General features: G+C 62.2%; 25 protein-coding genes. 18 read left to right on the forward strand and 7 right to left on the reverse strand.

Annotated features, from left to right (window positions below; translation table 11 throughout):
• On the forward strand, window positions 1-674 hold a 674-nt coding region (locus HMPREF0372_RS06855), incomplete at its 5' end, for an S-layer homology domain-containing protein (RefSeq protein ID WP_207635676.1).
• 53 nt (window positions 675-727) lie between these two features.
• On the opposite strand, the gene HMPREF0372_RS06860 is transcribed toward HMPREF0372_RS06855, so the two are convergent.
• The 4 genes from HMPREF0372_RS06860 to HMPREF0372_RS06875 form a co-directional block, all read right to left on the reverse strand.
• Window positions 728-2,149 (reverse strand): flotillin family protein, encoded by a 1,422-nt coding sequence (locus tag HMPREF0372_RS06860; RefSeq protein WP_007490114.1) that lies wholly within the window; start codon window positions 2,147-2,149, stop codon window positions 728-730.
• A 10-nt stretch (window positions 2,150-2,159) separates the two neighbouring features.
• On the reverse strand, window positions 2,160-2,819 hold the full coding sequence (locus tag HMPREF0372_RS06865) for a hypothetical protein (protein WP_007490115.1): 660 nt from the start codon (window positions 2,817-2,819) through the stop codon (window positions 2,160-2,162).
• 91 nt (window positions 2,820-2,910) lie between these two features.
• Entirely contained in the window at window positions 2,911-3,468 is a 558-nt protein-coding gene (locus HMPREF0372_RS06870; RefSeq protein WP_007490117.1) for a DUF1836 domain-containing protein, read from the reverse strand.
• Between the two features lie 108 nt (window positions 3,469-3,576).
• Complete coding sequence (locus HMPREF0372_RS06875) at window positions 3,577-4,092, reverse strand: P-loop nucleotide/nucleoside kinase family protein (RefSeq protein WP_009257325.1); 516 nt, start codon at window positions 4,090-4,092, stop codon at window positions 3,577-3,579.
• A gap of 242 nt (window positions 4,093-4,334) precedes the next feature.
• Here HMPREF0372_RS06875 and rpsO point away from each other — a divergent pair, with 242 nt between their 5' ends.
• Window positions 4,335-4,601, forward strand: coding sequence for a 30S ribosomal protein S15 (gene rpsO, locus HMPREF0372_RS06880; RefSeq protein WP_007490122.1), 267 nt, complete (start codon window positions 4,335-4,337; stop codon window positions 4,599-4,601).
• Window positions 4,602-4,906: 305 nt separating this feature from the next.
• Window positions 4,907-7,057, forward strand: coding sequence for a polyribonucleotide nucleotidyltransferase (locus tag HMPREF0372_RS06885; protein ID WP_009257326.1), 2,151 nt, complete (start codon window positions 4,907-4,909; stop codon window positions 7,055-7,057).
• Window positions 7,058-7,290: 233 nt separating this feature from the next.
• On the opposite strand, the gene HMPREF0372_RS06890 is transcribed toward HMPREF0372_RS06885, so the two are convergent.
• Entirely contained in the window at window positions 7,291-8,073 is a 783-nt protein-coding gene (locus tag HMPREF0372_RS06890) for a DeoR/GlpR family DNA-binding transcription regulator (protein WP_007490124.1), read from the reverse strand.
• Between the two features lie 319 nt (window positions 8,074-8,392).
• On the opposite strand from HMPREF0372_RS06890, the gene HMPREF0372_RS06895 reads away from it, so the two are divergent.
• From HMPREF0372_RS06895 to HMPREF0372_RS20040, 12 genes are all read left to right on the forward strand, one after another.
• Entirely contained in the window at window positions 8,393-9,445 is a 1,053-nt protein-coding gene (locus tag HMPREF0372_RS06895; protein ID WP_039996832.1) for an ABC transporter ATP-binding protein, read from the forward strand.
• A complete protein-coding gene (locus HMPREF0372_RS06900) occupies window positions 9,442-10,365 on the forward strand; it encodes a carbohydrate ABC transporter permease (protein ID WP_007490127.1) in 924 nt (307 codons plus the stop codon). Before HMPREF0372_RS06895 ends, HMPREF0372_RS06900 begins: the two co-directional genes overlap by 4 nt.
• Window positions 10,366-10,378: 13 nt before the next feature.
• The gene (locus tag HMPREF0372_RS06905) at window positions 10,379-11,200 is read left to right on the forward strand and encodes a carbohydrate ABC transporter permease (protein ID WP_009257328.1); all 822 of its coding nucleotides are present in this window, start codon (window positions 10,379-10,381) and stop codon (window positions 11,198-11,200) included.
• 77 nt (window positions 11,201-11,277) lie between these two features.
• Window positions 11,278-12,612, forward strand: a complete 1,335-nt coding sequence (locus HMPREF0372_RS06910) for an ABC transporter substrate-binding protein (RefSeq protein WP_024723835.1) — start codon at window positions 11,278-11,280, stop codon at window positions 12,610-12,612.
• 91 nt (window positions 12,613-12,703) lie between these two features.
• The gene (locus HMPREF0372_RS06915; RefSeq protein WP_007490132.1) at window positions 12,704-13,297 is read left to right on the forward strand and encodes an AAA family ATPase; all 594 of its coding nucleotides are present in this window, start codon (window positions 12,704-12,706) and stop codon (window positions 13,295-13,297) included.
• Between the two features lie 15 nt (window positions 13,298-13,312).
• On the forward strand, window positions 13,313-14,593 hold the full coding sequence (locus tag HMPREF0372_RS06920; protein ID WP_007490133.1) for an alkaline phosphatase family protein: 1,281 nt from the start codon (window positions 13,313-13,315) through the stop codon (window positions 14,591-14,593).
• Window positions 14,593-15,420: an HAD family hydrolase gene (locus HMPREF0372_RS06925; RefSeq protein WP_007490134.1), complete on the forward strand. Its 828-nt coding sequence runs from the start codon at window positions 14,593-14,595 to the stop codon at window positions 15,418-15,420. Before HMPREF0372_RS06920 ends, HMPREF0372_RS06925 begins: the two co-directional genes overlap by 1 nt.
• 316 nt (window positions 15,421-15,736) lie before the next feature.
• Window positions 15,737-16,984 (forward strand): M16 family metallopeptidase, encoded by a 1,248-nt coding sequence (locus HMPREF0372_RS06930; protein WP_007490135.1) that lies wholly within the window; start codon window positions 15,737-15,739, stop codon window positions 16,982-16,984.
• Window positions 16,985-17,144: 160 nt separating this feature from the next.
• Window positions 17,145-17,597, forward strand: coding sequence for a hypothetical protein (locus HMPREF0372_RS06935; RefSeq protein ID WP_039996833.1), 453 nt, complete (start codon window positions 17,145-17,147; stop codon window positions 17,595-17,597).
• Between the two features lie 67 nt (window positions 17,598-17,664).
• Window positions 17,665-18,099: a M16 family metallopeptidase gene (locus HMPREF0372_RS06940; RefSeq protein WP_230979261.1), complete on the forward strand. Its 435-nt coding sequence runs from the start codon at window positions 17,665-17,667 to the stop codon at window positions 18,097-18,099.
• 248 nt (window positions 18,100-18,347) lie between these two features.
• Entirely contained in the window at window positions 18,348-19,229 is an 882-nt protein-coding gene (locus HMPREF0372_RS19090) for a hypothetical protein (protein WP_154250175.1), read from the forward strand.
• A gap of 12 nt (window positions 19,230-19,241) precedes the next feature.
• Window positions 19,242-19,436 (forward strand): hypothetical protein, encoded by a 195-nt coding sequence (locus HMPREF0372_RS20040; protein ID WP_007490140.1) that lies wholly within the window; start codon window positions 19,242-19,244, stop codon window positions 19,434-19,436.
• Window positions 19,437-19,485: 49 nt separating this feature from the next.
• Here the strand turns inward: HMPREF0372_RS20040 and HMPREF0372_RS06950 are convergent, their stop codons facing one another.
• Entirely contained in the window at window positions 19,486-20,490 is a 1,005-nt protein-coding gene (locus HMPREF0372_RS06950; protein ID WP_007490142.1) for an ATP-binding protein, read from the reverse strand.
• A 3-nt stretch (window positions 20,491-20,493) separates the two neighbouring features.
• Window positions 20,494-21,468, reverse strand: a complete 975-nt coding sequence (locus HMPREF0372_RS06955; RefSeq protein ID WP_007490145.1) for a DnaD domain protein — start codon at window positions 21,466-21,468, stop codon at window positions 20,494-20,496.
• A gap of 1,020 nt (window positions 21,469-22,488) precedes the next feature.
• Here HMPREF0372_RS06955 and HMPREF0372_RS06960 point away from each other — a divergent pair.
• From HMPREF0372_RS06960 to dut, 3 genes are read left to right on the forward strand one after another with little or no spacing between them, the layout of a single operon-like run.
• Complete coding sequence (locus HMPREF0372_RS06960) at window positions 22,489-22,803, forward strand: cell division protein ZapA (protein ID WP_007490147.1); 315 nt, start codon at window positions 22,489-22,491, stop codon at window positions 22,801-22,803.
• A gap of 50 nt (window positions 22,804-22,853) precedes the next feature.
• Window positions 22,854-24,932 (forward strand): U32 family peptidase, encoded by a 2,079-nt coding sequence (locus tag HMPREF0372_RS06965; RefSeq protein ID WP_007490148.1) that lies wholly within the window; start codon window positions 22,854-22,856, stop codon window positions 24,930-24,932.
• Window positions 24,933-24,937: 5 nt separating this feature from the next.
• The gene (dut, locus tag HMPREF0372_RS06970) at window positions 24,938-25,387 is read left to right on the forward strand and encodes a dUTP diphosphatase (protein WP_007490149.1); all 450 of its coding nucleotides are present in this window, start codon (window positions 24,938-24,940) and stop codon (window positions 25,385-25,387) included.
• Window positions 25,388-25,474: the final 87 nt, after the last annotated feature.

The following is a 25,474-nucleotide window of genomic DNA, read 5'->3' on the forward strand; positions in this document are numbered from 1 at the left end:
GCGTGGAGGACACGGACAACGGCAGCGTGAAGGTAAGCCCCACCCGCGCCTCCAGAGGCACCACCGTGACCATCACCGTGAAGCCCGACGAGGGCTATGAGCTGGACAAGCTGACCGTCACCGGCAAGGATGGCGATTCCATCAAGCTCACCGACAAGGGCGACGGCAAATATACCTTCAAAATGCCCGCTTCCAAGGTGGAGGTCGAGGCGGTCTTCACCGCGATCGAAACCGAGCCGGAACAGCCCGAATCCCTGCCCTTCACCGACGTGAGCAGCGGCGAGTGGTACTATGATGCGGTGGCCTATGTGTATGAAAAGGGCCTCATGGACGGTACCAGCGCCGTCACCTTCGACCCCGGCGCAGTGCTGACCCGCGTCATGACGGCGCAGGTGCTCTGGAACCTGGCGGGCAGCCCTGCCGCCCCCGGCGGGGCGGGCTTCACCGACGTGGCGGCGGACGCGTGGTATGCCGGCGCGGTGAACTGGGCGGCGGCCCAGGGGATTGTGGCCGGGTATGACACCGGGGCCTTCGGTCCGGCGGACGCCCTGTGCTGGGCCGTGGGCGAGGGTCTGCTGACCGGAAAGGACGGCGGTCGGCTCGACCCCGCCGGCACCGCCACCCGCGCCGAGGTGGCCGTCATCCTCATGCGCTTTGCCGAAAAGAAGCTCTAATTTAAAGCAGGAAGGCCCCCGGAACCCATCAGGTTCCGGGGGCCTTCCAATTATCAAGACTCTTCTGCGGGCGCGCCGGGCTCTGCGGCGGGCGCGGGGGGGGCAGCAGGCTCCTCCTTGTTCTTGCCCAGGAAGCGGGGCAGCTCCATGCCCGCCATGTCGAACATCTCGTTCATGGGCGGAATGGACTTCATCAGGCCGGAGACAAAGCCCGCCGTGGCGGTCTTGCCATCCTTCTGCTCGCCGCCGTCCCAGACGGTGACCTTGTCGATCTTGATGCCCTTGACGGCGTCCACCTGGATGCGCATGAGCTCCTCCATCTTGTCGGCCAGCATCAGGCGCACGGCGTGGTCGGCGTCGCCGCCCGCGGCGGCCACGATCTGCCGCAGGCCGTCGGCCTGCTTGACCAGGATCTCCTGGGCGCCCTGGGCCTCGGCCTGCATCTTGGCCAGGATGGCGTCGGCCTCGCCCTTGGCGCGGCGGCGGATCTGCTCGGCCTCGGCCTCGGCCTCCAGCTCCCGGCGGCGCTTGTCGATCTCGGTCTTGACGATGACGTCGGCCTCCTGGGTGGCCTTCTCACGCTGGGCGCGGGCGGCCTCGGCCTTCTGCTCGGCGGCGTAGGCCTCCTCCAGGGCCTGGGCCGCGGCGATCTTCTCGGCGGCGGTGGCGATGCGGGTGGCCTCGGCCTCCTTCTCGCGGCGCTGGGCGTTGGACATGGCCACCTCTACCTTGGAGGAGTTCTCGCCCTGGATGGCGGAGGCGTCGGCCTGGGCCACCTGGATGCGCTGGTCGCGGCGGGCCTGGGCCTCGCCGATGGAGCCGTCGCGGTCCTTCTCGGCCACGTTCTTCTTTGCGTCGTTGATGGCCTTGGCGGCGGCCTCCTTGCCCAGGGCGTCAATGTAGCCGGACTCGTCGGAGATGTCGGTGACGTTGACGTTGATGAGGCGCAGGCCGATCTTCTTGAGCTCGCCCTCCACGTTGCGGGAGACGGCCTCCAGGAACTTGTCGCGGTCGGTATTGATCTCCTCGATGTCCATGGTGGCGATGACCAGGCGGAGCTGGCCGAAGATGATGTCCTTGGCCAGCTCCTGGATCTCCTGGAGCTTCAGGCCCAGCAGGCGCTCGGCGGCGTTCTGCATGACCCCCGGCTCGGTGGAGACGCCCACGGTGAAGCGGCTGGGGACGTTGATGCGGATGTTCTGGCGGGACAGAGCGTTTTCCAGATCCACCGAGATGGACATGGGGGTCAGATCCAGGAACTCATAGGACTGGATGACCGGCCAGATAAAGGCCGCGCCGCCGTGGATGCACTTGGCGCTGCGGGTGGAGCCGTCCTTGTTGCTGCCCACCTTGCCGTAGATGACCATAACCTTGTCCGAGGGGCACTTCTTGTAGCGCTTGATCAGGAACAGCAGCAGGGAGAAGACGATGACGACGATGACGCAGGTAAGGATAAGTCCAAAGATGTTTGGCATAAGTTCCTCCTTATTCTGTCTCTTCTGATTCGGATGGAATGGGTTCCACCAGCAGGGCGCCGCGGCCGGCCAGACCGGTGACACGGACAGGGCTGCCGGTGGGGATGGGGGCGGGGGAGTCGGTGAGGGCCTCAAATTCCGTCAGCTGCTCCTGCACGGTGAGGGTGACCTTGCCGGGGGAGGAGCGGCCGGGGGGAACGGTGAGGTACACGGTGCCCGTCCGCCCGAGGGCGTTGCGGAGATCCAGGGTGCCGTCGTACTGGAGGCGAAGGGCCTGGCGGACGGCCAGGGCGATGCCCACCATGCCGGCAAAGCCGATGGGGATGGCCAGGAAGACCGCCAGGAAACCGGGCAGGCCTACCTGGTGGAGCCACAGGCCGCCCCAGCCGAAGAGCACCAGGAAGGCCACCACGCCCCGCACGGTGAACAGGTGCAGGCCGGTGTCGGGGGTCTCCGGGTCCGCCGCGGCCTCGTGGAGCGGGCCGCCGTCGGCGTCGGGGCCGTCGAAGTCCGGCCCGTCCGCGTCCGGCACACCGGCGTCGCCGTCGCTGTCAAACGCGCCCCCCGCAAAGAGGAGAACGGTCTGAATCAGCAGGATCAGCGTGGCGGGTACGGCGATGTAGAGCAGAACGTGGTCCAGGGCAGAGAGGGATTGCCACCAGGCTGCCATGAATGGGTTCCTCCTTTCTCGAAATGGGGATGCGATCTATCATAAAACAGCGGTGGGATACTCCGCGTCCCTACCGCTGTCTTGGGACGCGTCAGGCCAGGGCCGCGAGGAGGGCCTCCGCCTCCTGCTTGAGCCGTCCGGCCAGATAGGCCGTCAGGATCACATGGAGGCAGCGGGCCACCCGGTCCCGGGCGCCCGGGACGCTCTCACGGTAGCTCTCCGCCGCTGTCTGGCACCAGCGGGCCGCCTCGTCCGGCCCGCTGGGAGGCTGATGCTCCACCAGGGCCGCCAGGCGTACAATATAGAGATACAACTGGAAATCGTCAATCAGATCGTCCGATTCATCGTCCAGCTCCCCGTTGACATAGGAGAGCAGGGCGCAGATTTTGTCCAGCTGCATGGAATCCTTCAGCATATTGATCAGGACGATGCGGGAAAACTGGCGGCGGGAGTACCGCTTGCGCTCCGGCGGGGCCACAAAGCCCCGGCGGACCCAGTTCTGGATGACATAGGGCTCCAGCCCGGTCAGGCTGGCCACCTGGGAGAGCATCAGCCCCCCGGCCAAAAAGAGGGAGTTCAGCAGGGTCTCCGCCTCCTCCGGTCGGTTCCAGTCCACCGCGATGGTGGTTCCCGGCAGCGTCTTTGCCATATCATCCACTCCTTTTCTTGCTTTGACATGATTATACTAAATAATCATATGATTGTCAATGGGGATTTAAAGATAATTTATTAAGAATAAATGACGATTTGGTAACGCTCACCAGTCCAGGGGCGGGGCATAGGGGCCGTCAATGAGGTAATAGGGCAGTCCGCGGCGGCGGCAGGCCTCCAGATTGCGCCGGTTTTCCGCCAAAAGTAATTCCATGGTGCAGAAGGAGTCGTCCTTCCGCCGCTCTATGGCGTTGGCGTGGGTCTGAATGGTGTCAAACCGGGTGCGGATGTACGCCTCACTGAACACCAGACAGAGAAAGCGTATGTGGGGGAGGCAGGACGCATCAAAGTCCTCCCGCCAGTTGAAGGGGATGTAGCAACCCTCCACCGTCAGCGACTGGCCGTTTTCCACCGCGGTTTTGACGATCTCCCGCACCACGGGCCAGAGGACGGCGGTGAGGGCCTCGTCGGTGCTCTCCGGCGTCAGGGGACACATCCCGCTGCGGATGAGGCCCATCTTCAGGTGGTCGATGGACAGATAGGGCGCGCCGTGCCGCTCCAGCAGGCGCTGGGCCAGCAGGGTCTTTCCCGTGTGCGTGCTCCCGGTCAGCAGACGGATCATAACCATTCCTCCTTGCTGTTTTTTGTATCATACCCCCGCGCCTGCGCCGGCGCCAGAGGACGGCGGCGGCGCGGGAAAATTCGCCGCAAAATCGGGAATGACCTCTTTACAAGGCGGGGAGAATATGATAAACTACTACAGCCTGTAATTTACAGGCAGAATTTACCCCCGGCTTCGTCCCCAGGCTCTCACCGGCCGGTCACGCAGCCCAGGGCACATTGTATGAAAGGTGGAACCCAACCATGATCCGTAAGGACGAGAAGACGGCCGTGATCGAGGCCAACCGTACCCACGCCACTGACACCGGCTCCCCCGAGGTGCAGATCGCCATTCTGACCGCCCGCATCCAGGAGCTGACCGAGCACCTGAAGGTGCACATCCACGACAACCACAGCCGCCGCGGCCTGCTCAAGATGGTCGGTAAGCGCCGCAAGATGCTGGACTATCTGATGGCCAAGGACATCGAGCGCTACCGCGCCATTATCGCCAAGCTCGGCATCCGAAAGTAAGAAGAAGCGCGGAGGCGTGCGGAGCAGGACGACAGCGAAACACGCAGATGAAAAAACAGGTTGGCGGAACGCCAACGGCATTTTTCGCGGAGTGTTGAGCAGTTGTCCGTCGTGCAGCCGCCGCAGCGTGACAACAACGAATCAAGAGGGGTGGCGCGGACTCCGTGCCACCCCTTCTTCCCATCCGTCGGAGCTTGCTTTTTAGCAGTTGAACCTGGGCCCGGAGGACCGGACCCGGCTTCAAGTGCTAAAAGGGATCGGGCTCTGATGTGTGGGAGACACCAATGAAAAGGAGGAATACCCGCATGTCAACCATTATCAAGCACAAGGAATTCACCAACCACAAGGTCTACAAGACCGAGGTGGCGGGCCGCCCCCTGACCATCGACGTGGGCAAGGTGGCCGAGCTGGCCACCGCTTCCGCCATGGTCACCTACGGCGAGACCACCGTGCTGGTGGCCGTCACCGTGTCCCCCCGCCCCCGGGACGGCGTGGACTTCTTCCCCCTCTCCGTGGACTTTGAGGAGAAGCTGTACGCCGTGGGCCGCATTCCCGGCTCCTTCATGCGCCGGGAGGGCCAGCCCTCTCTGCCCGCCGTGCTGGCAAGCCGCGTGATCGACCGCTCCATCCGCCCCCTGTTCCCCTACGACTTCCGCAACGACGTGGTGGTCACCGCCACCGTCATGAGCGTGGACCGGGACTGCTCCCCCGAGGTGACCGCCATGATCGGCGTGTCCGCCTGCCTGGCCTACTCCTGCATCCCCTGGGCCGGCCCCATCGGTTGCCTGGAGGTGGGCTATGTGGACGGCCAGATTGTCCTCAACCCCACCAACGAGCAGAAGCACGCCTCCCAGCTCGATCTGACCGTGGCCGCCACCGACAAGAAGGTGATCATGATTGAGGCCGGCGCCAAGGAGCTGCCCGACGACATCATGTACGACGCCATCGTGGCCGCCCACGAGGACATCAAGAAGCAGGTGGCCTTCATCAACCAGATCGTGGCCGAGATCGGCCGGGACAAGATGACCTACGACCACGCCGACTTCGACCAGGAGCTGTTCGACAAGATCGTGGAGGCCACCATGGATGAGGCCCGCGCCGCCATGGACACCGACGACAAGAACGTGCGCGAGGAGCGGTGGAACAAGCTCATCGAGCACTGGCATGAGCTCTTCCTGGAGGACTATCCCGAGATGGACAAGTACCTGGAGGAGATCACCTACAAGTTCCAGAAGAAGATCGTCAAGGCCTGGCTGCTGGAGGGCCACCGGGTGGACGGCCGCGCCAAGAACGAGATCCGTCCCCTGGCCGCCGAGGTGGGCGTGCTGCCCCGCGTCCACGGCTCCGGCCTGTTCACCCGCGGCCAGACCCAGGTGCTCTCCGTCTGCACCCTGAACACCCTCTCCGCCGCCCAGAAGCTGGACACCATCTGGGAGGAGGAGGAGAAGCGGTATATGCACCACTACAACTTCCCCGCCTACTCCACCGGCGAGGCCCGGGCCGCCCGCTCCACCAACCGCCGCGAGAAGGGCCACGGCGCCCTGGCCGAGCGCGCCCTGGAGCCGGTGATCCCCTCCGTGGAGGACTTCCCCTACGCCATCCGCGTGGTGAGCGAGGTGCTCTCCTCCAACGGCTCCACCTCCCAGGGCTCCATCTGCGGCTCCACCCTGGCCCTGATGGACGCCGGCGTGCCCATCTCCGCCCCCGTGGCCGGCATTTCCTGCGGCCTGATCCAGGACGACGACGGCGGCTTCACCACCTTCATCGACATCCAGGGCGTGGAGGACTTCCACGGCGAGATGGACTTCAAGGTGGCCGGCACCAAGGCCGGTATCACCGCCATCCAGATGGACATCAAGAACGACGGCCTGTCCCACGAGATCATCAAGGAGGCCCTGGAGATCACCCGCGACGCCCGCTATGCCATCCTGGACGAGATCATGCTCCCCTGCATCTCCAAGCCCCGCCCCGACGTGGCCGACACCGCCCCCAAGATGGTGAAGATGAAGATCGACGTGGACAAGATCCGCGAGGTCATCGGCTCCGGCGGCAAGGTGATCCAGAAGATCTGTGCCGACACCGGCGCCAAGATCGACATCGAGGACGACGGCACCATCTACATTGCCGGTACCGACAAGGCCTCCTGCGACGCCGCCAAGAAGACCATCGAGACCATCGTGTTCGTGCCCGAGGTGGGCCAGCTCTACTACGGCAAGGTGGTCCGCATCCTCCAGTTCGGCGCCTTCGTCGAGCTGGCCCCCGGCAAGGACGGCATGGTGCACATCTCCAAGCTGGCCGACCGCCGGGTGGAGAAGGTGGAGGACGTGGTCAACATCGGCGACATGATCTGGGTCAAGGTCACCGATATCGACGAGAAGGGCCGCGTCAACCTCTCCTACCGGGACGCCCTGAAGGAGATCAAGGCCAAGAAAGAGGCCGGCGAGCCTATCAAGTAAAGAGCGCATACGGCATAAAAAGGGCCGGACGGAACCATTCCGTCCGGCCCTTTTGCTCTGCAAGAGCATAGCAAACTTGCCCATGCGCCGCTTGCAGCGGCACGGCCATAAGATGACAGCGCGTGGGCCGGTACGGCCCACATGCGCGAACACTTCATGCGCCTAAGCCTTTGCATAGTTTCGCGGCGCGTCCTGTACGCATGGAGGTTCATGCAAATGATGCGGCTGCCCGCTCAGGCCAGCAAAAGCTGAATACCCAGGTCGGCAATATAGCCCTGCCATTCGGCTGAGAGCTCGTCATCCGTAACGATGATGTCAAAATCGGAGAGGTAGGCGAAAGTCGTGGGACAGATTTTGCTGAACTTGGAGGAGTCCAGCAGCAGGATCTTGGTCTGGCTGCTCTCCATCAGGGCGCTCTTGGCGTTCATCTCATGGGGAGCCACACAGGTGACGTTCAGCTTGCCACTGATGCCGGCGGTGGAGAGGAAGGCCTTGTTTACACAGGTGCGGTTAATAAGGCTGATACCCTCTGGACTATAAAACATCCGGGTGTTGGGATAGAGGTAGCCGCCCGCGCAGATCACGTCGTAGTTCGGATGCGTGGTCAACTGGGCCAGGGTGTTCATGCAGTAGGTGAGCACGGTCAGGTGGACGCCGCTGGGCAGATTTTGTGTGAGGTAGGAGCAGGTTGAGCCGGTATCAATGGCAATGACATCGTTGGGTTCAATGAGGGAGGCAGCTTTTTTGCCGATGCGGGCCTTCCGGTCTCCAAAGTGGAGAACCTCGTAATCCAGATTGTACTCGGGAAGGGTACTGTGGGGGTTCTGGGCGGCGCGATGAATGGCCACGCCGTTGATCAGCTTTACCGTCCCCTGCTGCTCGAGCTGCTTCAGATCCCGGCGGATTGTAATTTCAGATACCCCCAGCTCCACCGCCAGTTCGCGAATCGATACGCCCGTCTTGGCGATCAAAAGCTGGGAGATTTTATCAATACGTGTCATCTTTTTGAGACTCATATGGTGCAATCCTCCCATACTTAATTAAATACTAGGGAGAGAATATCATAAAACCGGAACTCTGGCAAGAATAAAGCAAAAATTAGTTGGATATTCTGTACATTTTTTGTAAAGCCAAATTTTAAAAAATGATAATTCAATGCCTTTTATCTCTTTCGGAGAAGATTATTGATAATATGCTATCAAATAAAGAGATTATATGAAATTAAAGCTTAAAAAGCAGACTGAAAACTGTAATTTTGAACATTTGTTGACAAGAAAAATGATATAGAATACAATGGAGACAATAAAAAGCAAAATAAATGAAAGGAGCTGCGCCATGGAACTGCGATTGGAGCATCTGGTCAAGGATTTTTCCGGAACCAAGGCGGTGAATGATGTCAGCATTACGATTCAGGACGGCAAGCTGACCGGATTGCTGGGCCCCAGCGGCTGCGGAAAGTCCACGACACTCTACCTCATCTCAGGGCTGGAGTCGCCTACTTCCGGAAGGATTTTCTTTGGAGACAGGGATGTGACGGCCCTGCCCCCAGAAAAGCGGGGCATTGGTCTGGTGTTTCAGAACTATGCCCTCTATCCCCATCTGACGGTGGAGCAAAACATCGCCTTCCCTCTGGTCAACCACAAGGAGGGGAAGGAGGAGATCCGCCGCCGTACCCTGGAGATGGCCAGACTGGTGCAGATCGAGGATCTCCTCAAGCGCAAGCCGGGCCAGCTCTCCGGCGGCCAGCAGCAGCGGGTGGCCATTGCACGGGCGCTGGTCAAGCGGCCTGATATCCTCTTGCTGGACGAACCCCTTTCCAATCTGGACGCCCGCCTGCGATTGGAGATGCGGGAAGAGATTCGCCGCATCCAGACTGAGACGGGCGTCACCACCGTGTTCGTCACCCATGATCAAGAGGAGGCCATGAGTATCACAGATGAGATCGTGCTGATGAGGACCGGCGTGGTGCAGCAGCAGTGTCCACCACAACAGATGTATTTGAATCCCGCCAACCGCTTTGTGGCAGGCTTTCTGGGGAATCCCCCCATCAATTTCTTTCGGTTGGACGTGTGCGGCGGAACGGTGTGTCTGGCAGAGGACTACATGCTCCGGGTGCACGGCGCGGCGGATGGGCCGGTCCTGGTGGGCATCCGGCCTGAGGCGTGGCGTCTGGGGCAGGGGCTTCGGACTGCGGCTGAGGCTGTGGAGATGCGGGGCAAGGATCTGCTGGTTACCTTCTCACTGGCAGGGGAGCGGGCCCGCGCCATTCTGGACATCACCGCCGGTGTGGCGGCAGGCGACGCCGTGGAGCTGACCCTGGAGCCTCGCCTGGTCTATTTCTTTGACCCGGAGACCGGCGCACGGCTGGATGCGGAGGTGGCGGGATGAGGAGCCCCAAGCCGGCCCGCGCAGAAAATCCGCTGGGCAACACCCGGCGCAGCGCCAAGGCATATCTGTATCTGCTCCCTGCCTTTGCGGTTTTGGCGGTCTTTGTGGTCTACCCCATCCTCATGACGCTTCGGATGGGGTTTTACCAGAGTTACGTGTACCTTACCGACACCGGCACGGGATTCGGCCTCAATTCATTCCGGTACGTGCTTCAGGATCCCGCTTTCGGGCTGGCCGTGCGCAACACCATGTTTATTGTTCTGGTGGGCGTACCTATCACTATTGTGCTCTCCCTGGGGGCAGCCCTGCTCATCAATTCCCTGCTTCGGACCAAGGGACTGTTTCAGACACTCTATTTTCTCCCTTATGTCACCTCCACCCTGGCCATCGGCCTGGTGTTCCGCTGGCTCTTCCACTCGGAATACGGCTACATCAACTTTTTTCTGGAGTTTTTAGGGCTGGAGCCACAGAAGTGGCTGTCCGATCCCAACCTGACCATTGTGGCGGTGACCATTTTTACCATCTGGAGCGGTATGGCGTTTAAGATTGTCCTGTTCCTGGCCGGATTGCAAAAGATCGACCAGCAGTACTACAAGGCCGCCCGGATCGACGGCACTCCAGCGCACCGGATATTCTTCCGCATCACCATGCCCCTGCTCTCCCCCACGTTTTGGATGGTCACCATCGTTTCGGTCATTCATGCCTTTAAGACCTACAACGAGGTCTATGCTATGTTCAGCCGGGAGAGCGCTGGGCCTGGAAACAGCGCCATCACTATGGTCTACTATATTTATGACATGTTTTTCAACCGGGGACAGGTTCACTACGCCTCGGCGGCGGCCATCATCTTTCTGGCCATCGTACTGGCCCTGACGGTGATTCAGAAGTGGGTCTCCAAGCGGTTTGTATACTATGTATAAGGGAGGGTCGGATATGAAACAGAACGTGGGCAAGGCGGTCAAGATCGCCGTTCTGACTGTTGGAGCCTTTGTCATGATCTTCCCGTTTTTGTGGATGCTCTTTACCTCCCTGAAAACACTGCCGGAGTCCATCTCCATCCCGCCAACCCTGTTCCCTGCGGTGCCCCAGTTTGAAAATTACACGGAGGCTCTTGCCGTCGCCCCCTTTGGCCTTTATTTGCGCAACTCCATTATTGTGGCGGGCGGCGGTACCCTCCTTACCCTGGTGCTTACCGTGCTGTCTGCCTACGGCTTCACCATTTACGAATTTCGGGGCAAAAAGCTGCTGTTTCTGCTTTGCCTGTCCACCATGATGATCCCCGCAGAGCTGCTCATCATCCAGAACTTCATCACGATCTCCAAGCTGGGCTGGATGGACACCTTTCAGGGCATTATTCTGCCAACGGTGGCCAGCGGTTTCTATATCTATATGATGCGGGAGTATTTTATGCAGATCCCCTCCATCCTCTACAAAGCGGCCAAGGTGGACGGCTGCAGCGACTGGCGCTACCTCTGGAAAGTCATGATCCCCATGAACAAGAATGCCATTGCTACCATTGGAATTCTGGCCTTTATCAGCCAATGGAATTCCTTTGTCTGGCCCCTTATGGTCACCAAGAGCGATGCCCACCGGGTTATGCCCATCGGTCTGCTCCACTTCCGGGATGCGGTGAGCTCCCAGGTAAATCTGCAGATGGCCGGCGCTACGATCGTCATTGTACCCATGCTGATTTTCTTCCTGGTCTTCCGAAAGCAGATCATCGCCGGCGTGGCGCGGGGCGGCATCAAGGGTTAAGATCCTGCCCGGCCTGCCGGGCTTTGAATAACACAATGAAAGCATATGGCACGAAAGAAAAGAAGGAGGAATTTTCGATGAAACGGAAGCTCATCAGCGTAAGCCTTGCCCTGGCCCTGGGCCTTTCCCTGGCGGCCTGCGGCAGCAAACCGGCCCCCAGCGGGGCCGAAACCCCCGCCGGGGAACTGGGTACCCTTTCCGGCCCTGTGGAACTCCAGTTCTGGCACTCCATCTCCAATCAGAACCACCTGAAGGTTTTGGAAGGGCTGGTGGAGGAGTTCAATGAAACGATAGGTGCCGAGAAGGGTATTACCGTGGTCCCCACCTTTAACGGCAGCAGCAGTGAGCTCTATTCCAGCGTGGTGGGCGCGATCAAGGCGGGCAGCGCCCCTGATGTGACCCTGGCCCTGCGCCCCTATGTGGCCGACTACCTCCAGACCGACTATGTGGTTAACCTGGAGCCCTATATTACAGATCCCAATGTGGGCATGACCGACTACGAGGACATCTTTGAAGGGCTGCGGGAGGCGAACTCCAGCTATGCCAAGGAGGGTATCTATTCCCTGCCGATCCACTCCTACTCCGAGGTGCTCTATTACAACAAGACGTTTTTTGCCGAGCACGGACTCAGTGTTCCCACCACCTGGGACGAGCTGGTGGAAACCTGCCGCGCCATCCGAGACATTACCGGCGCGCCCGCCTTTGGCTGGGACAACCTGGCAGGCAGCTTTATGACCCTGCTGCTCCAAAACGGCGGCCGCTACACCGACCAGAACGGCAATCTGTACTTTGCCACCGAGGACAGCGACATTACCCTGAAGGTGCTTCAGATGTGGCAGGATAACGTGAATGAGGGTATCTGGCGTACTGCGGGGGAGGATCAGTTCTTCTCCGGGCCCTTTGCCAATGAGATGATCCCCATGTATATCGGCGACAGCGTGGAGGCCAGCTATATCCCAGACAAAAATCCCGAGCTGGACTGGGGAACCGCCCCTGTTCCTCAGGTGAGCGAGGATACCGCCGCCAACCTGTCCGCCGGCCATGTCATTATCGCCTTGAATCAGGACGGAAATCAGGACAGAATGTATGCGGCCTATGAATTTATCAAGTTTATGACCTCCCATGACGCCAACCTGGCGGTAGCTGCCGGAAACACCGGCTATCTGCCCATACGCCAGTCCGTGGCGGAGGATCCGGCCTATGAGGCCTATGTGGCCGACGGCCACGAGTACATGCGGGCCGGTGTAGAGCAGAGTGACCGCTATTTCTATGAGCCCGTGTTTACCAATGCTACCACCACCTCCAGCGCCGTCAACAGCGCCGTCAAGACCATGATGCAGGAGGTGGCCGACAACGGCATGGAGCCGGAGCTGGCCCTGGCCAACCTGAAGCAGACCGTCGGCGCCAACTGAAGCGGACTTGGGCAGGGCGGAGACGGAGCATCCGCCTCCGCCCTGCCGCGGTCCCGTGTCCCGGCCCGGGCGCGCAGAAAGGAAACCTGACATGATACCAATTTTTTACCATGACATCGTAACTCCCAGCGGACACCCGGGGGACGAGGTCATATCCGCCCTCCAGAAATTTATCCGCCGGGGGGAGACGGAGCTGGCGGTGCGGGCTGCCTATGAGCTCTACCTGACCGGGGAGGAGCTGACCGCCTACCTGTGGAGACGGCTGCTGGTGATCAGTGCCGAGGACGTGGGCCTGGGGGAGCCCATGGCCCCAGTGGTGGTGGACGCCCTTCACCGCAGCAGCCGGGAGCTCTCCCGGGACAGCTCCGATTATCAACTGCTCTTCGTCCACGCGGTGCGCTATCTGTGCGCCTGCCGGAAGGAGCGGGGCTCCAGCGTGCTTGCCAGTGTGGTTAAGCGGCGCATACGGCGGGGAGACCCCTTTCCCCTGCCTGATTATGTGTATGACATGCACACGCTGACCGGCCAGGAGCGGGGGCGGAACATCGACCACTTCCTGGCCGAGGCCGCCTGTGTCCGGCCGGGGGTCCGGGCTACGGCGGAGGAGCTGGAGGAGACCGAGCGCTGGGAGCGGGAGCTCGTTGCGCTGATGAAAGAGGAAGAGGCCCAACAGGACCGTACTTAAGAAAGGAAGGACCCCATGACAAATCGCACCCTAGTGGTCTCCATTGATGCGCTGATCACAGCGGATATCCCCGTGCTGAAGCAGCTTCCCAACCTGGGGCGCGTGATGGAGCACGCCTCCTGGATTACGGATATCGAATGTGTCTATCCCACCTTAACCTATCCCTGCCATGCCACCATCGCCACCGGTTGCTGGCCGGACCGGACTGGCATCAACAATAATGAGATTCCAAATTTCTTTGCGAAGGGCCGGATGGACTGGTATTGGTGGCGGGAGGCCATTCAGGTGCCTACCGTGGTGGATTTTGCAAGACAGGCGGGGCTGACTGCCTCTACCGTCACCTGGCCCGTCATGTGCGCCTCAGGAGCGGAGTACAATATTGGCGAGATCTGGGCCCCCCGGGAGGAGGATGACCCGACACCGTGGTTTACCAGGGCCAACAGCCCTGCGGTGGCGAAGATTTTTGAGGCCAATAAGCACATGCTCCGCTGGATGAAGACGCCACAGATGGACGAGTTCGCCGCAAAGTGCGCCGCCGACATTATCCGGGCCCACCGCCCCGACCTGATGCTGCTCCACCTGTCCTACGTTGACCACCAGCGCCACCGCCTGGGCGTGCACGGAGATCTGGAGCACGCCTTCCGCTTTATTGACGGACAGATGGGGCTTGTGCTGGATGCGCTGGAGGAGACCGGCGGCGTGGAGAACACAAATATTGTGCTGCTGGGCGACCACGGTCAGCTCTACTGCGACGAGATGTTCCATCTGAACGCCCTATTCCACCGGCTGGGCTGGCTCCAGACCGCGGAGGACGGTTCCCTGGCAGACTATCAGGTCTATGCCGCCAACTGTTCGCTCAGCGCACACATCTATCTCCGGCCGGAGGTGGACCGGGAAATGGTGTATTGCGTCCTGCTGGAGCAACAGAAGAAGTACCCCAAATACCTGGAGCGGATCTTTACCAAAGAGGAGGCCGCGCAGATGCACCTGACCGGCGATTTTGACTTTGTCATTGAAGCCGGCGACCGGGTGTGCTTTGGAAGGGCCCTGGATGGGGAGCAACTTATCACCAGTGTCAACGACATAAAGGAATATAAGCCATCGGTCTCCACCCACGGCCACCTGCCCTGGAAGGGGGACAAGCCCCCCTTCATCGTTGCCGGGCCCAATGCTGTATCCGGCAGGATAATCCACGGCGGGAGGCTCATTGACCACGCGCCCACCATCCTCCGTCTGCTGGGGCTGGAACCCATAGGAATGGACGGGCATCCGGTGGATGCCCTGGTGCGGCCCTGATGGGAAGAGGGTTACAGGCTGCCCCGGGGCTTGTCTGTTTTGATCTGGACGGCACGCTCTACCACGACGACCGTATCTACCTGCGAATGATCGACTACTACTTTGCCGGTACTCCATGGGAGAAGGAGATCGGGTCTGTAAAGGCGGAGATGAGCCGGGTGCTGGCGGGAGGCAATCCGGCCTTCCGCTGCGGCCGGTTTGCCCCCAAGGAATGGGGGGTGTGTCCTGGCCCGGCCGCCGCGCTGCTGGCTGTGCCCACCGAGGCCGCACTCCTGCGTCCGGACCCCTCGCCCTGGCTGGACCGGAGATGCTGGTCCTATATCTCCGACGGCTGGAGCCTGGCCATGTACCTGGCCCGGCGTATCGGCTGGGACGGTGAGGCGTTCTGGGAGCGGTTCCAGTTGGCCCGGCGGGATCTGCTGACCGACGGGGTGGGCCCCCAACCGGATCCGGTGCTGGCCGGGCGGCTTCTCCGCCTGCGGGACCGCGGCATCCGGCTTGTGCTGTGCTCAAATTCCAGGCGGGAGGGAGGAGAGGCGCTTCTGGCCCGGCTGGGGCTGCTGGGGTGCTTTGACGAGCAGATTTTTGACGCGGAGAAGCCCCACGCCACTCCGAAACGTATGGAAGGGTGGAGTGCCCGCTGGGGGATACCATCTGACGCGATGCTGTTTGTGGGGGACCAGGGATACGGCGACCTGTACGCCGGCCTGCGGGCCGGAGCGCGCACCCTGCGGGTTTCTCCATACCCAGCGGATGATGAGGGCCTTTGGGATGCCTGCATCCGCACGCAGGAGGAGCTGAAGGAGCTGCTGGCCGCCTGGTGCTGAAGCCGGGCAGTCCAGCCCGGCGGGAGGACATTCTGCATACAGGCCGGACGGAGGAGAGCCCCCGCCCGGCCTGCTGTTTTTCCCGCGGATTTTCCGGCTGACAAGTGGGACGGAATGTGATATAGTGTTGTAACCCAAACGAGAACAGGAAAGGAGAGCGCGGCCATGAAAAAGAAGGTGGTGGGCTACCTGGCGCTGATCCTGGCCATCACGGCGGTGGTACTGCTCCTGATTGCCCTGCGCGGGGCGTAAACGGCACGGTATTTGTCCATACTAAGCGCGAAAATATAGAGAAGTGCGAGGTTACAATGGTTTGATGTATGAAAAAAAGACGCTCCCCAACGGGGTGCGTATCCTGACGGAGCATGTGCCGGGGGTGCGCTCGGTTTCCCTGGGCATCTGGGTGGGGACCGGCTCCCGCCATGAGAGCGCGGGGGAGAACGGGGCGGCCCATTTCATCGAGCACATGCTCTTCAAGGGAACCCGGAGCCGCACCGCCGCCCAGTTGGCGGAGGAGATGGACGCCGTGGGCGGCCAGATCAACGCCTTCACCACCAAGGAGTGCACCTGCTTCTATGCCCGGGTGCTGGACACCCACCTGGCCCGGGCGGCGGACATCCTGTGCGACATGTTCTTCCACTCCCGGTTCGACGACGCCGACGTGGAGACCGAGCGGGGGGTGATCCTGGAGGAGATCGGCATGTACGAGGACAACCCGGAGGATCTCTGCGCTGAGCGGCTGGCCGGGGCGGTATTCAAGGGCTCCCCCCTGGCCCGGCCCATCCTGGGACGAAAGGCCACCCTGGACAAGATGGACGGGGCGTGGCTGCGGGCGTACCAGCGCGCCCACTACCGGCCCGACCGCATCGTGGTGGCCCTGGCGGGCAGCTTTACCGACGCCGACGCCGCGGAACTGGCCGGGCGCTTTGCCGGCCTGGAGGCGCGGCCCCACACCGCTGCGAGGGCCGCCGCCTATGTGCCCGGGGTGGTGGTGAAGAAGAAGGCCATCGAGCAGAACCACCTGACCCTGGCTTTCCCCGGCCTGTCCTTCGCCGACCCCCGGCGGTTCCAGCTCCAGCTCCTGTCCTCCATCCTGGGGGGCGGCATGTCCTCCCGCCTGTTCCAGCAGGTGCGGGAGCAGAAGGGGCTTTGCTACTCCATCTACTCCTACGGCACCTGCCATGACGATACCGGCTACTTCGGCGTCTATACCGCCCTGGGGCGGGAGACCGAGGGACAGGCGCTGGACACCATTTTGGCCGTGATCCGGGAGCTGACCGAGCACGGCGTCACCCAGGCCGAGCTCGACCGGGCCCGGGAGCAGTCCAAGGCCAACGTGCTCATGGGGCTGGAGTCCACCCAGTCCCACATGAGCAGCTTGGGCCGGGGCGAGCTGCTCCAGGGCGAGGTGCTGGATGAGGACGCCATCATCGCTGCCTACGACGCGGTGACGCGGGCGGACGTGCAGGCCCTGGCCGGAGAGCTGTTCCGGTTTGAAAACGCCTCCCTCTCCGCCGTGGGGCGGGTGGGGAGCGCCGACGCCTATCGGGCGCTGCTGCACTGAAATCAAGCTCAAAACGGAGGACGGCCTTTTGCCGTCCTCCGTTTTTGCACGCCTTGGGAAGAGAAAGGGCGGATTTAAATTGAAGTTTCCACAAAACCGTGATAGGATGTGGAAAACAGGAGGGAAAACCAACGGGGGTTCACGGGAGGAGGATGGCGATATGGAGAAGAGGAGATGGAGAACACGGCTGATCGTTGTGGCGGTTCTGGCGGTCCTGGTGCTGGTGTTCGGCCCCAAGAAGCTGGGCTGGCTGGTTCCGGGGCCGGATGAGGCGGTAACGGGCTATGTCATGTATGAACTCTTTTCCGGCAGCGGGGCCCATGACCCCGCCGGGGAGGGGCTGGAGGAGCTGCGCACCGTTCTGGACGATACCTGGGTGCTCTGGTGGGGGGTCTCCAACTCAATCCCCATGAAGGACAGGGAGGACCACCCCTTCTGGCTGGAGATTTACACAGAGGAGCGGATTCCTGCGGCCACCTTCTGCCTGGGTTCCGACGGGCTGCTGTATGAGGGAAAGCTGCGCTTCCGCCCGCTGAACGCCGACCTGCTGGCGGCGCTGGAGCCGTTGGCGGAGCAATGGGAACAGGAACACAAAAACGGAGGAGACGGGTGAACCGTCTCCTCCGTTTGCAATCGTTTTATCCAATCTTTGGATAGCCTACGGATTCATCCAGACGGTATTGGAGCGCCGACCAGGTGATGTCCACCGTCTCGTCCGGGTTGTGATTGAGTTTCAGCAGGTGCGGGAGCAGAAGGGGCTTTGCTACTCCATCTACTCCTACGGCACCTGCCATGACGATACCGGCTACTTCGGCGTCTATACCGCCCTGGGGCGGGAGACCGAGGGACAGGCGCTGGACACCATTTTGGCCGTGATCCGGGAGCTGACCGAGCACGGCGTCACCCAGGCCGAGCTCGACCGGGCCCGGGAGCAGTCCAAGGCCAACGTGCTCATGGGGCTGGAGTCCGCCCAGTCCCACATGAGCAGCCTGGGCCGGGGCGAGGTGCTGGACGAGGGCGCCATCATCGCCGCCCGCCCCGCGCTTTGGGGCGGGCGGCTTTTCTGTTCCCACCCTGCCTTCCCCTGGGGGAAGGTGCCCCGGAGGGGCAGATGAGGGGAGCGTTGGCAATCTTAAACCAAACTTAAGGGAAATGTAAGGAAGTTTTTGTGCAGTTATGCTACGATGGCAATGCGGGAGAGGAGGTTCCTGAGATTCCCCTCAGACGGCTTCTTATCGGACTTGCAGAGAATATGCGTGGTTTTCCTTGTAACACAAAACAAAAAGAGGCCTCAGCCTGCGCGTAGAGGGAGGATTTAGCCGGCAAACGTCAACCGAGGCATTCAATGAAAGAAGGGAAAAATATGAAATTAATCAAAAGAATTACTGCATATCTATTGACCTTTAGCATTTTATTGAGCATCGGTTCGTCTGTAGTGGCTGCCGCAGTGGCGCCTGTCGAGCAGGAATATCCAGCGCATGAAGACCCGTCACAGGAAATGTTAACTGATCTGGAGCAAAAGGGGGTACAAATTAATCACGTTAAAGATTCGAGCCTAATAACAAATATCAAGAACCCCAGCAACGGAACGCTTTCATTTACGATTAAAGTTCCGGCAAACCAGACACTCTACTATAAGGTTGAATTAATTCCAAGCAAACGTGCCGGCTCTATCGAGACCCCCAAAAACGCCTCATATCGTAACAACTCCAATAAAACGATTACAAAAACGATTACAATTGATGTGAAGCATTTTTCCCCTAAATATGTAATAACTGCAAACTATACAACTGGAAACTCTAGGATTAAAACAGTTTATGAGGATAGTGATAATGCGACCAGTACACTGGTAACAGCAATTACCTCTAAGGCATTTGTCTGGACACAATCAGAATTGGACAAATACAATACTGCACAAACAATTGGATGGTGGGTAACTTTTGGGACAGTAACTGCTATTTCAATATCTCTTGTTCCGCTACTCGGCGTTGAAGGGGTGGGGGCCGGGATTGCTTTGTCGGTTGGATGGGGGTATATTTCTTCTGGCGGCGTGCCATCGACAGAATCACCAAGTGAGTACAAACTTGACATAACACCTAGGCTGAATATGAAATATCAAGTGACGTATAAGCCTTCCAATAATGGAATAGAGAGAAAAATAAAAATTACATCGCCTACAGGAAGAGTTTCAACTTATGACCTAGGGGCTTATTCGAGGGACATAACAATTCGTATTCCCACATAGGAGCATAGTGATATGAGAAGGCAAAAGGTATTATTTCTGCTGGCAATAGCCTGCTATGTGGGTGCGGCGGCGTTCGGAACCGCAAGACTCGCCCTCCCACTCCGGACTCAGCCGGAGCTGTTGGGGACGGCATGGAGGTACTTCCTGAGCTGCATGGCACTTGCCGCAGCCGGAGGGCTCCTGATGACCCTGTCCCGGAAAAAATAATTTCTCGCATGGCAAGGGCCTGTGAACGAAATCCGTTCACAGGCCCTTGTCACAGTCTCTGCTTTCTCAACAGCCGGATATCCTCCCCATAGAAGGGGAGCACGCGGTACTCCCCCTCCAGGCGGGAGGCGATTTGGGGGGTGTAGCGGGCGCGCACCTGATCCATGGTCAGGTTGGAGGAGATCACCGTCCGCTTGTCCGCCGTCAGACGGGTATTGATGAGGGTGTAGAGGGCGGACTGGACGAAGGGGGTGGAAAGCTCGCTGCCCAGATCGTCCAGAATCAGCAGGTCGCAGCCAAGGTAGCGGCGGGTCTCGTCTTTGGCCTCCCCGGCCTCCAGCTTGTCCCGGGCGAACTTCTGCTCCTCGAAGCGGGTGAAGATGTTCACCGCCGTGTCGTACACCACGGAGAAGCCGCTCTCCGACACGGTGCGGGCGATGCAGGCCGAGAGGAAGGTCTTGCCCAGCCCTGGCGCGCCGGTGAGAAACAGGTTGCGGAAGTAGAACCGGCCGAACTTCCGGGCATAGCTGGAGCACACGTCGAAGATAAACTCCATGTTCTCCCGGGGGGAGAGGGACTCCCCCGGCCAGGGCAGGGGGGAGTAGTAGTCCAGGGAGAAGGAGTCAAAGGACTGCTCCCCCAGATCCAGCAGCTTGGACAGCTCCCTGATCTGCTCCTCGGTGCACAGCGCCTTAAGGCAGGCGCACATATTGGCCCCCACCCAGCCGGTGTCGCTGCACTTGGGGCAGGCGGGCTTGTCGTCCAGGGCGTCGGCGGGATAGCCGTGCTCGGTCAGCAGCGCCGCCTTCTCCGCCTGGAGGCTCAGGTTTTTATCCCGGATTACACCGATGGCGGGCACCGGATCGCTGCCGTCCCGCAGGGAGGCGGCGATGATCTGGGTGATGGTGCGCCGCAGTTCCCGGTCGATGGCCGCCACCCGGGGCAGCTTGGCGTAAATCTCGGAGCGCAGGCGCTCCTGCGCCTCCTCCCGGGCCTTCCGCTGGGCCTCCAGCCGGGCGGTGGCCCGGCGCAGGACGCTCTGCTCGTATCCCATGGCTTACTCTCCCTCCGTCTCCTGCTGGCGGCGCAGGAACTCCCGCATCCGCTCCAAATCCTCCCGCACCCGCTGGTCGGCCTCGCCGGGGGCGGCGGGGCGGCCCTGCATGGCGGGCTGGGCCGCCGGGCGGCGCTGCCGGTCGCCCGCCTCCACCTCCGCCAGGGTGTGCAGGTTCTTCCGGTGCCAGCCGCACAGAATGCCGTTCATGTAGTCCCAGTCCATCTTCTGCTTCTTGTAGACCGTCTTTTCGTAGGCCAGGCGGAGCACCTCGTCGGCAAAGCCCATGTCCGTCCAGGCCGCCACCTTCTTCCGCTCCTTCTCCACCAGGGGGCGGGGCGGCTGATCCAGCAGGCGGAGAATCTCCCCCTCCCGGCTACGGTAGAGGGCCTGCTTCTTCAGGTGGGCCTCGGCGGCCTGGGCCGTGTCCACCCCCAGCCGCCGCCACACGAAGCCCTCCTTCTGAATCTGGCTCATGCGGGGCTTGCGGCCGGGGCCGTACTTCCGCTGAAACTCCTCCACGCACCAGCTCACCAGCAGGCAGATCACCTCCGCCGGCAGGGCCAGGTAGTCGTAGAGGGTGTACAGGCTCTTCAAGTCCGACGTGGACAGGATCTTGCCCAGACGCCGCTGCACCTCGTTCACCAGGCCGGGGAAGGAGGAGGCGCCGTCCTCCAGCTCCCGCGTGATGTCGGCGGCGGTGTACTCCGGCGGGCCCTCCGGCTCCATCCGGGCGGGGGCCTCCGGCGCGGCCGTGCCGTCCGCCAGGCCCAGCCCGACCAGGGCGGACAGGGCCGCCTCCAGCCGGGGCACGTCCCACTTCAGCGCCCGGCGGGCCGACTCCGGCTCCAGCCGTCCGCCCCGGCGCAGCAACCACAGGTACAGCAGCGCTGCGTCCCCGTTTCCCGCGCCCATCAGCCGGTCGGCCGCCCGGGTCGTCATGGATAGAATGTCACCGGGCAGCAGCAGCTCGGCCATGTGAATCCCCCCGTTCCTCTCTGGTTTCCCGCCTATTATAGCATAAAACTACGCGCGGTGTATACTGTGGATATCGGCCCCCTGCGTGGCGTGCGGCGTAGGGGCAAGCGGGGCCGCGGCCATATGGGAAGGGAGAAAATGCAGGCTGGGTGCCCACACCCGCCCGCGGGCGGCCACGAGGGCCGCCCCTACAAAGAAGCGCGGAGCCGTCGTGAGCAGCGGCACAGTGAGCCGCGCAGGCCGGAAAACAGGCCGGGCGAAGTCCGGCGGCATTTCCGGCGGAGCGGGGAATAGTGACCGCGTCGCGAACAGGTGGAGCGTGACAGAAAGCGCGGAGCCGTCGGAAGCAGACGGGCCGATGTGGGCAGAAGGTGAATTGCCCCGGAGGGGCAAGAGAAGCCGCCCTGGGGCGTCGGCCCCTACGGGTACACGGCCAGAACCACGGCAATTCCGGCCCGCCGCAGTCTGTGGCGGCCCTGCCCAGGCGAGTACAGCGCAGACGCTTTCAGGTTCGGCGGGGAATCAGCCGGGGGCCGTCAGGCGAAGCATCGATGCGCGCCGGCCGATGCGGGCCGCAACTGCTTTCAGGTCTTGCCGCCATCGTACCACGTACCGCCGCCCGGCCCCACGGGGTCCGGGGCCACAGCCCCGGCGGCTTTTCGCCCCTTTTCGCCGGTGAAAAGGGGCCCGCCGGAGGCATGACCAGCCCACAGTCTCAAGCAAATAACGTGGAAGCGGCACCGGCCCGGCGGACGCAGAGCGTGACAGAAAGCGCGGAGCCGTCGTGAGTCGCGGCACAGGTTGCCGTCCGGGCGGGAAAATGAAAATTCATGAAGATTTCATTTCTCATCCGGGCGGAACTATGGTATAATAGCCGCAAAGCGGCTATTACACTTGCATTTCAGCCGTTTTTCCCGCCCCTTGCGGGGCAACCGAAAAACAGAGCGCATTATACCATTCCGCTGATGCTTCCTGGTATAATGTCCGAATCCTAAATCACTATGGTCAGGAGGGGTTTCCATGAAAAACCGTGTCACCGTCACCATCGCCGGACAGGAGTATACGCTGGTGGGCACCGAGGAGGCGAGCTACACCGAGAAGGTGGCCGCCCACGTGGACGCCAAGGTGGAGGAGGTTTTGAGCGGAGCCCATGTGTCCCTGGTGGATGGGGCCATCCTGGCGGCGGTCAACATTGCCGACGAGTACTTCAAGGAGGTGGAGGCCGCGGAGAACCTGCGCCGCCAGCTCAAGGAGTACCTGGAGGAGGCCACCAAGATGAAGCTGGAGCTGTCCGAGGCCAAGCGGGAGATCTTCAAGCTGCAGAACAAGAAGTAAGAGAGCGGAGCGGGCGGCTTCGGCCGCCCCCGCCAGGGAGGATTCCGTCTATGCTGGAATTGCTCGCCCCCGCCGGGTCTATGGAGGCCGTGGCGGCGGCTGTTCAGAACGGCGCCGACGCCGTCTATCTGGGATACGGGGACTTTAACGCCCGCCGCAACGCGAAAAATTTCTCGGAGGAGGAGTTTGCGGCGGCGGTTTCTTATTGCCACCTGCGGGGGGCGAAGGTCTACCTGACCCTCAACACCCTGCTCACCGACCGGGAGCTGCCCAAGGCGGCGGAGGTGGCCGCCCAGGCCAGCGCCATCGGCGCCGACGCGGTGCTCATTCAGGATCTGGGCGTGCTGCGGATGCTCCGCCAGACCGCCCCCGATCTGCCCGTCCACGCCTCCACCCAGATGACCCTCCACAACCTGGACGGGGTGAAGATGGCCGCCGATCTGGGCCTCACCCGGGCGGTGCTCTCCCGGGAGCTGAGCCGGGATCAGATTGAATTCATCTGCCAGCGCGCCCCCATCGAAATCGAGGTCTTCGCCCACGGGGCCCTGTGCATGTGCTACTCGGGGCAGTGCTTTCTCTCCTCCGTCATCGGCGGGCGCAGCGGCAACCGGGGCCTGTGCGCCCAGCCCTGCCGCCTCAAGTACGGCTGGATGGACAAGGCCGACGCCTACCCCCTCTCCCTCAAGGATCTGTCCCTGGCGGGACACCTGCGGGAGCTGCGCAGGATGGGGGTGGCCTGCGTCAAGCTGGAGGGCCGCATGAAGCGGCCGGAGTACGTGGCCGTGGTCACCGGCATCTACGCCCGGGCCATCAAGGAGGACCGGGAGCCGACGGAGGAGGAGCTGGAGCAGCTCCGGGCCGCCTTCTCCCGCCAGGGCTTCACCCAGGGCTACTACCTGGATCAGCAGGGGCCGGACATGTTCGGCGTGCGGGAGGAGACCAGGGAGCCGAAGGAGCTCTTCGCCGCCGCCCGCAATACCTACCAGAGCGGGGAGGCCCAGCGGGTGCCCGTCACCTTCTACGCCATGCTCCGCCCCGGCGAGCCCGCCCGCGTGGGGGTGGAGGATCCGGACGGCCGGGTGGCGACGGTGGAGGGCCCGGTTCCCGAGGCCGCCCGCACCCGCCCCCTGACGGCGGAGGCGGTCACCACCCAGCTCTCCCGCACCGGCGGCACCCCCTACCGCTGCGGGCAGGTGCGCGCCCTGGTGGAGGAGAACCTGTCCCTCCCCCTGGCCGCCCTCAACGCCCTGCGGCGGGAGGCCCTGGAGAAGCTCTCCGTCCAGAGGCAGGAGCCGCCCCGCCGCCGCGCCGGGGAGTACCACGCCGGCGCCCGCTATGAGAACCGGCGGGAGGAGCCGGTGCTGACCATCTCCGTGCGCAGGGCGGAACAGCTCACCGACGAGCTGCTCCGCCTCAGGCCCGCCCTGGTGTACGTCCCCCTGGACGAGCTGGCCGCCCACCCGGAGAAGGCCGCCGGCACGGAGCACACCTCCATCGGGGTGAGCCTGCCCCGGGTGGCCTGGGACCGGGAGTACCCCGGCCTGCGGGAAAAGCTGGAGCAGGTGCGCACTTTGGGGGTAAAAGACGCCCTGCTGGGCAACCTTGGTATGTTCCCCATCGCCCGGGAGCTGGGCTTCACCCTGCGGGGGGACTTCGGCCTGGAGATCTACAACGCCCAGGCCCTCAAGGAGTACAAGCGGCTGGGTCTCCAGTCGGCCACCCTCTCCTTTGAGCTGAAGCTGGCCCAGATCCGCGACCTCTCCAAATGCCTGGACACCGAGCTCATCACCTACGGCCGCCTGCCCCTGATGCTGATGGAGAACTGCATCATCAAAAACCGCACCGGCTCCTGCGGCTGCCAGAACACCAATATCCTCACCGACCGGAAGGGCGCCCGCTTCCCGGTGGTGAGCGCCCCCGGCTGCCGCAACGAGCTGCTCAACTCCCAGAAGCTCTTCCTGGCGGACAAGGCCGCCGACTACCGCCGCATCGGCCTGTGGGCCCAGCGGCTGCTCTTTACCACCGAAAATCCACGGGAGTGCGTGCAGGTGGCCCAGCGCTATCTGGAGCAGGGGAGCTGGACCCCCAACGAGTACACCCGCGGGCTATACTATCGAGATGTGGAGTGAACCCCATGAAGCTGAAGATCAAGGCCGTATCGGACAAGATCGGCAAGGACATCCCCTACCCCTTCTACGCCACCGCCGGCGCGGCGGCCATGGACCTGTGCGCCTGCGTGGACGCGCCGGTGGAAGTGGCCCCCCGCGCCCTGGTGAGCATCCCCACCGGCATCGCCATCGCCCTGCCCTCGGCGGAGTACGTGGCCCTGGTGTTCGCCCGCTCCGGCCTGGGCATCAAGCACGGAATTGCCCTCTCCAACGGGGTGGGCGTCATTGACAGCGACTACCGGGGGGAGGTCCGGGTGGGGCTTACCAACCTGTCCGACACCCCCTACACCGTCCAGCCCGGCGACCGCATCGCCCAGCTGGCCGTCATGCCCGTGGTGCAGGCCGAGCTGGAGCGGGTGGACAGCCTGGACAAAACCGGGCGGGGGACCGGCGGCTTCGGCTCCACCGGAAAGTAAGGACAGGCGCAGCAGACCGGCACAGGCCGCCGGGACGTGTAGGGGCGGGGCTCGTCCCCGCCCGCGGGCGGCCACAAGGGCCGCCCC

It is taken from the genome of Flavonifractor plautii ATCC 29863 (assembly GCF_000239295.1).
GTDB lineage: Bacteria > Bacillota > Clostridia > Oscillospirales > Oscillospiraceae > Flavonifractor > Flavonifractor plautii.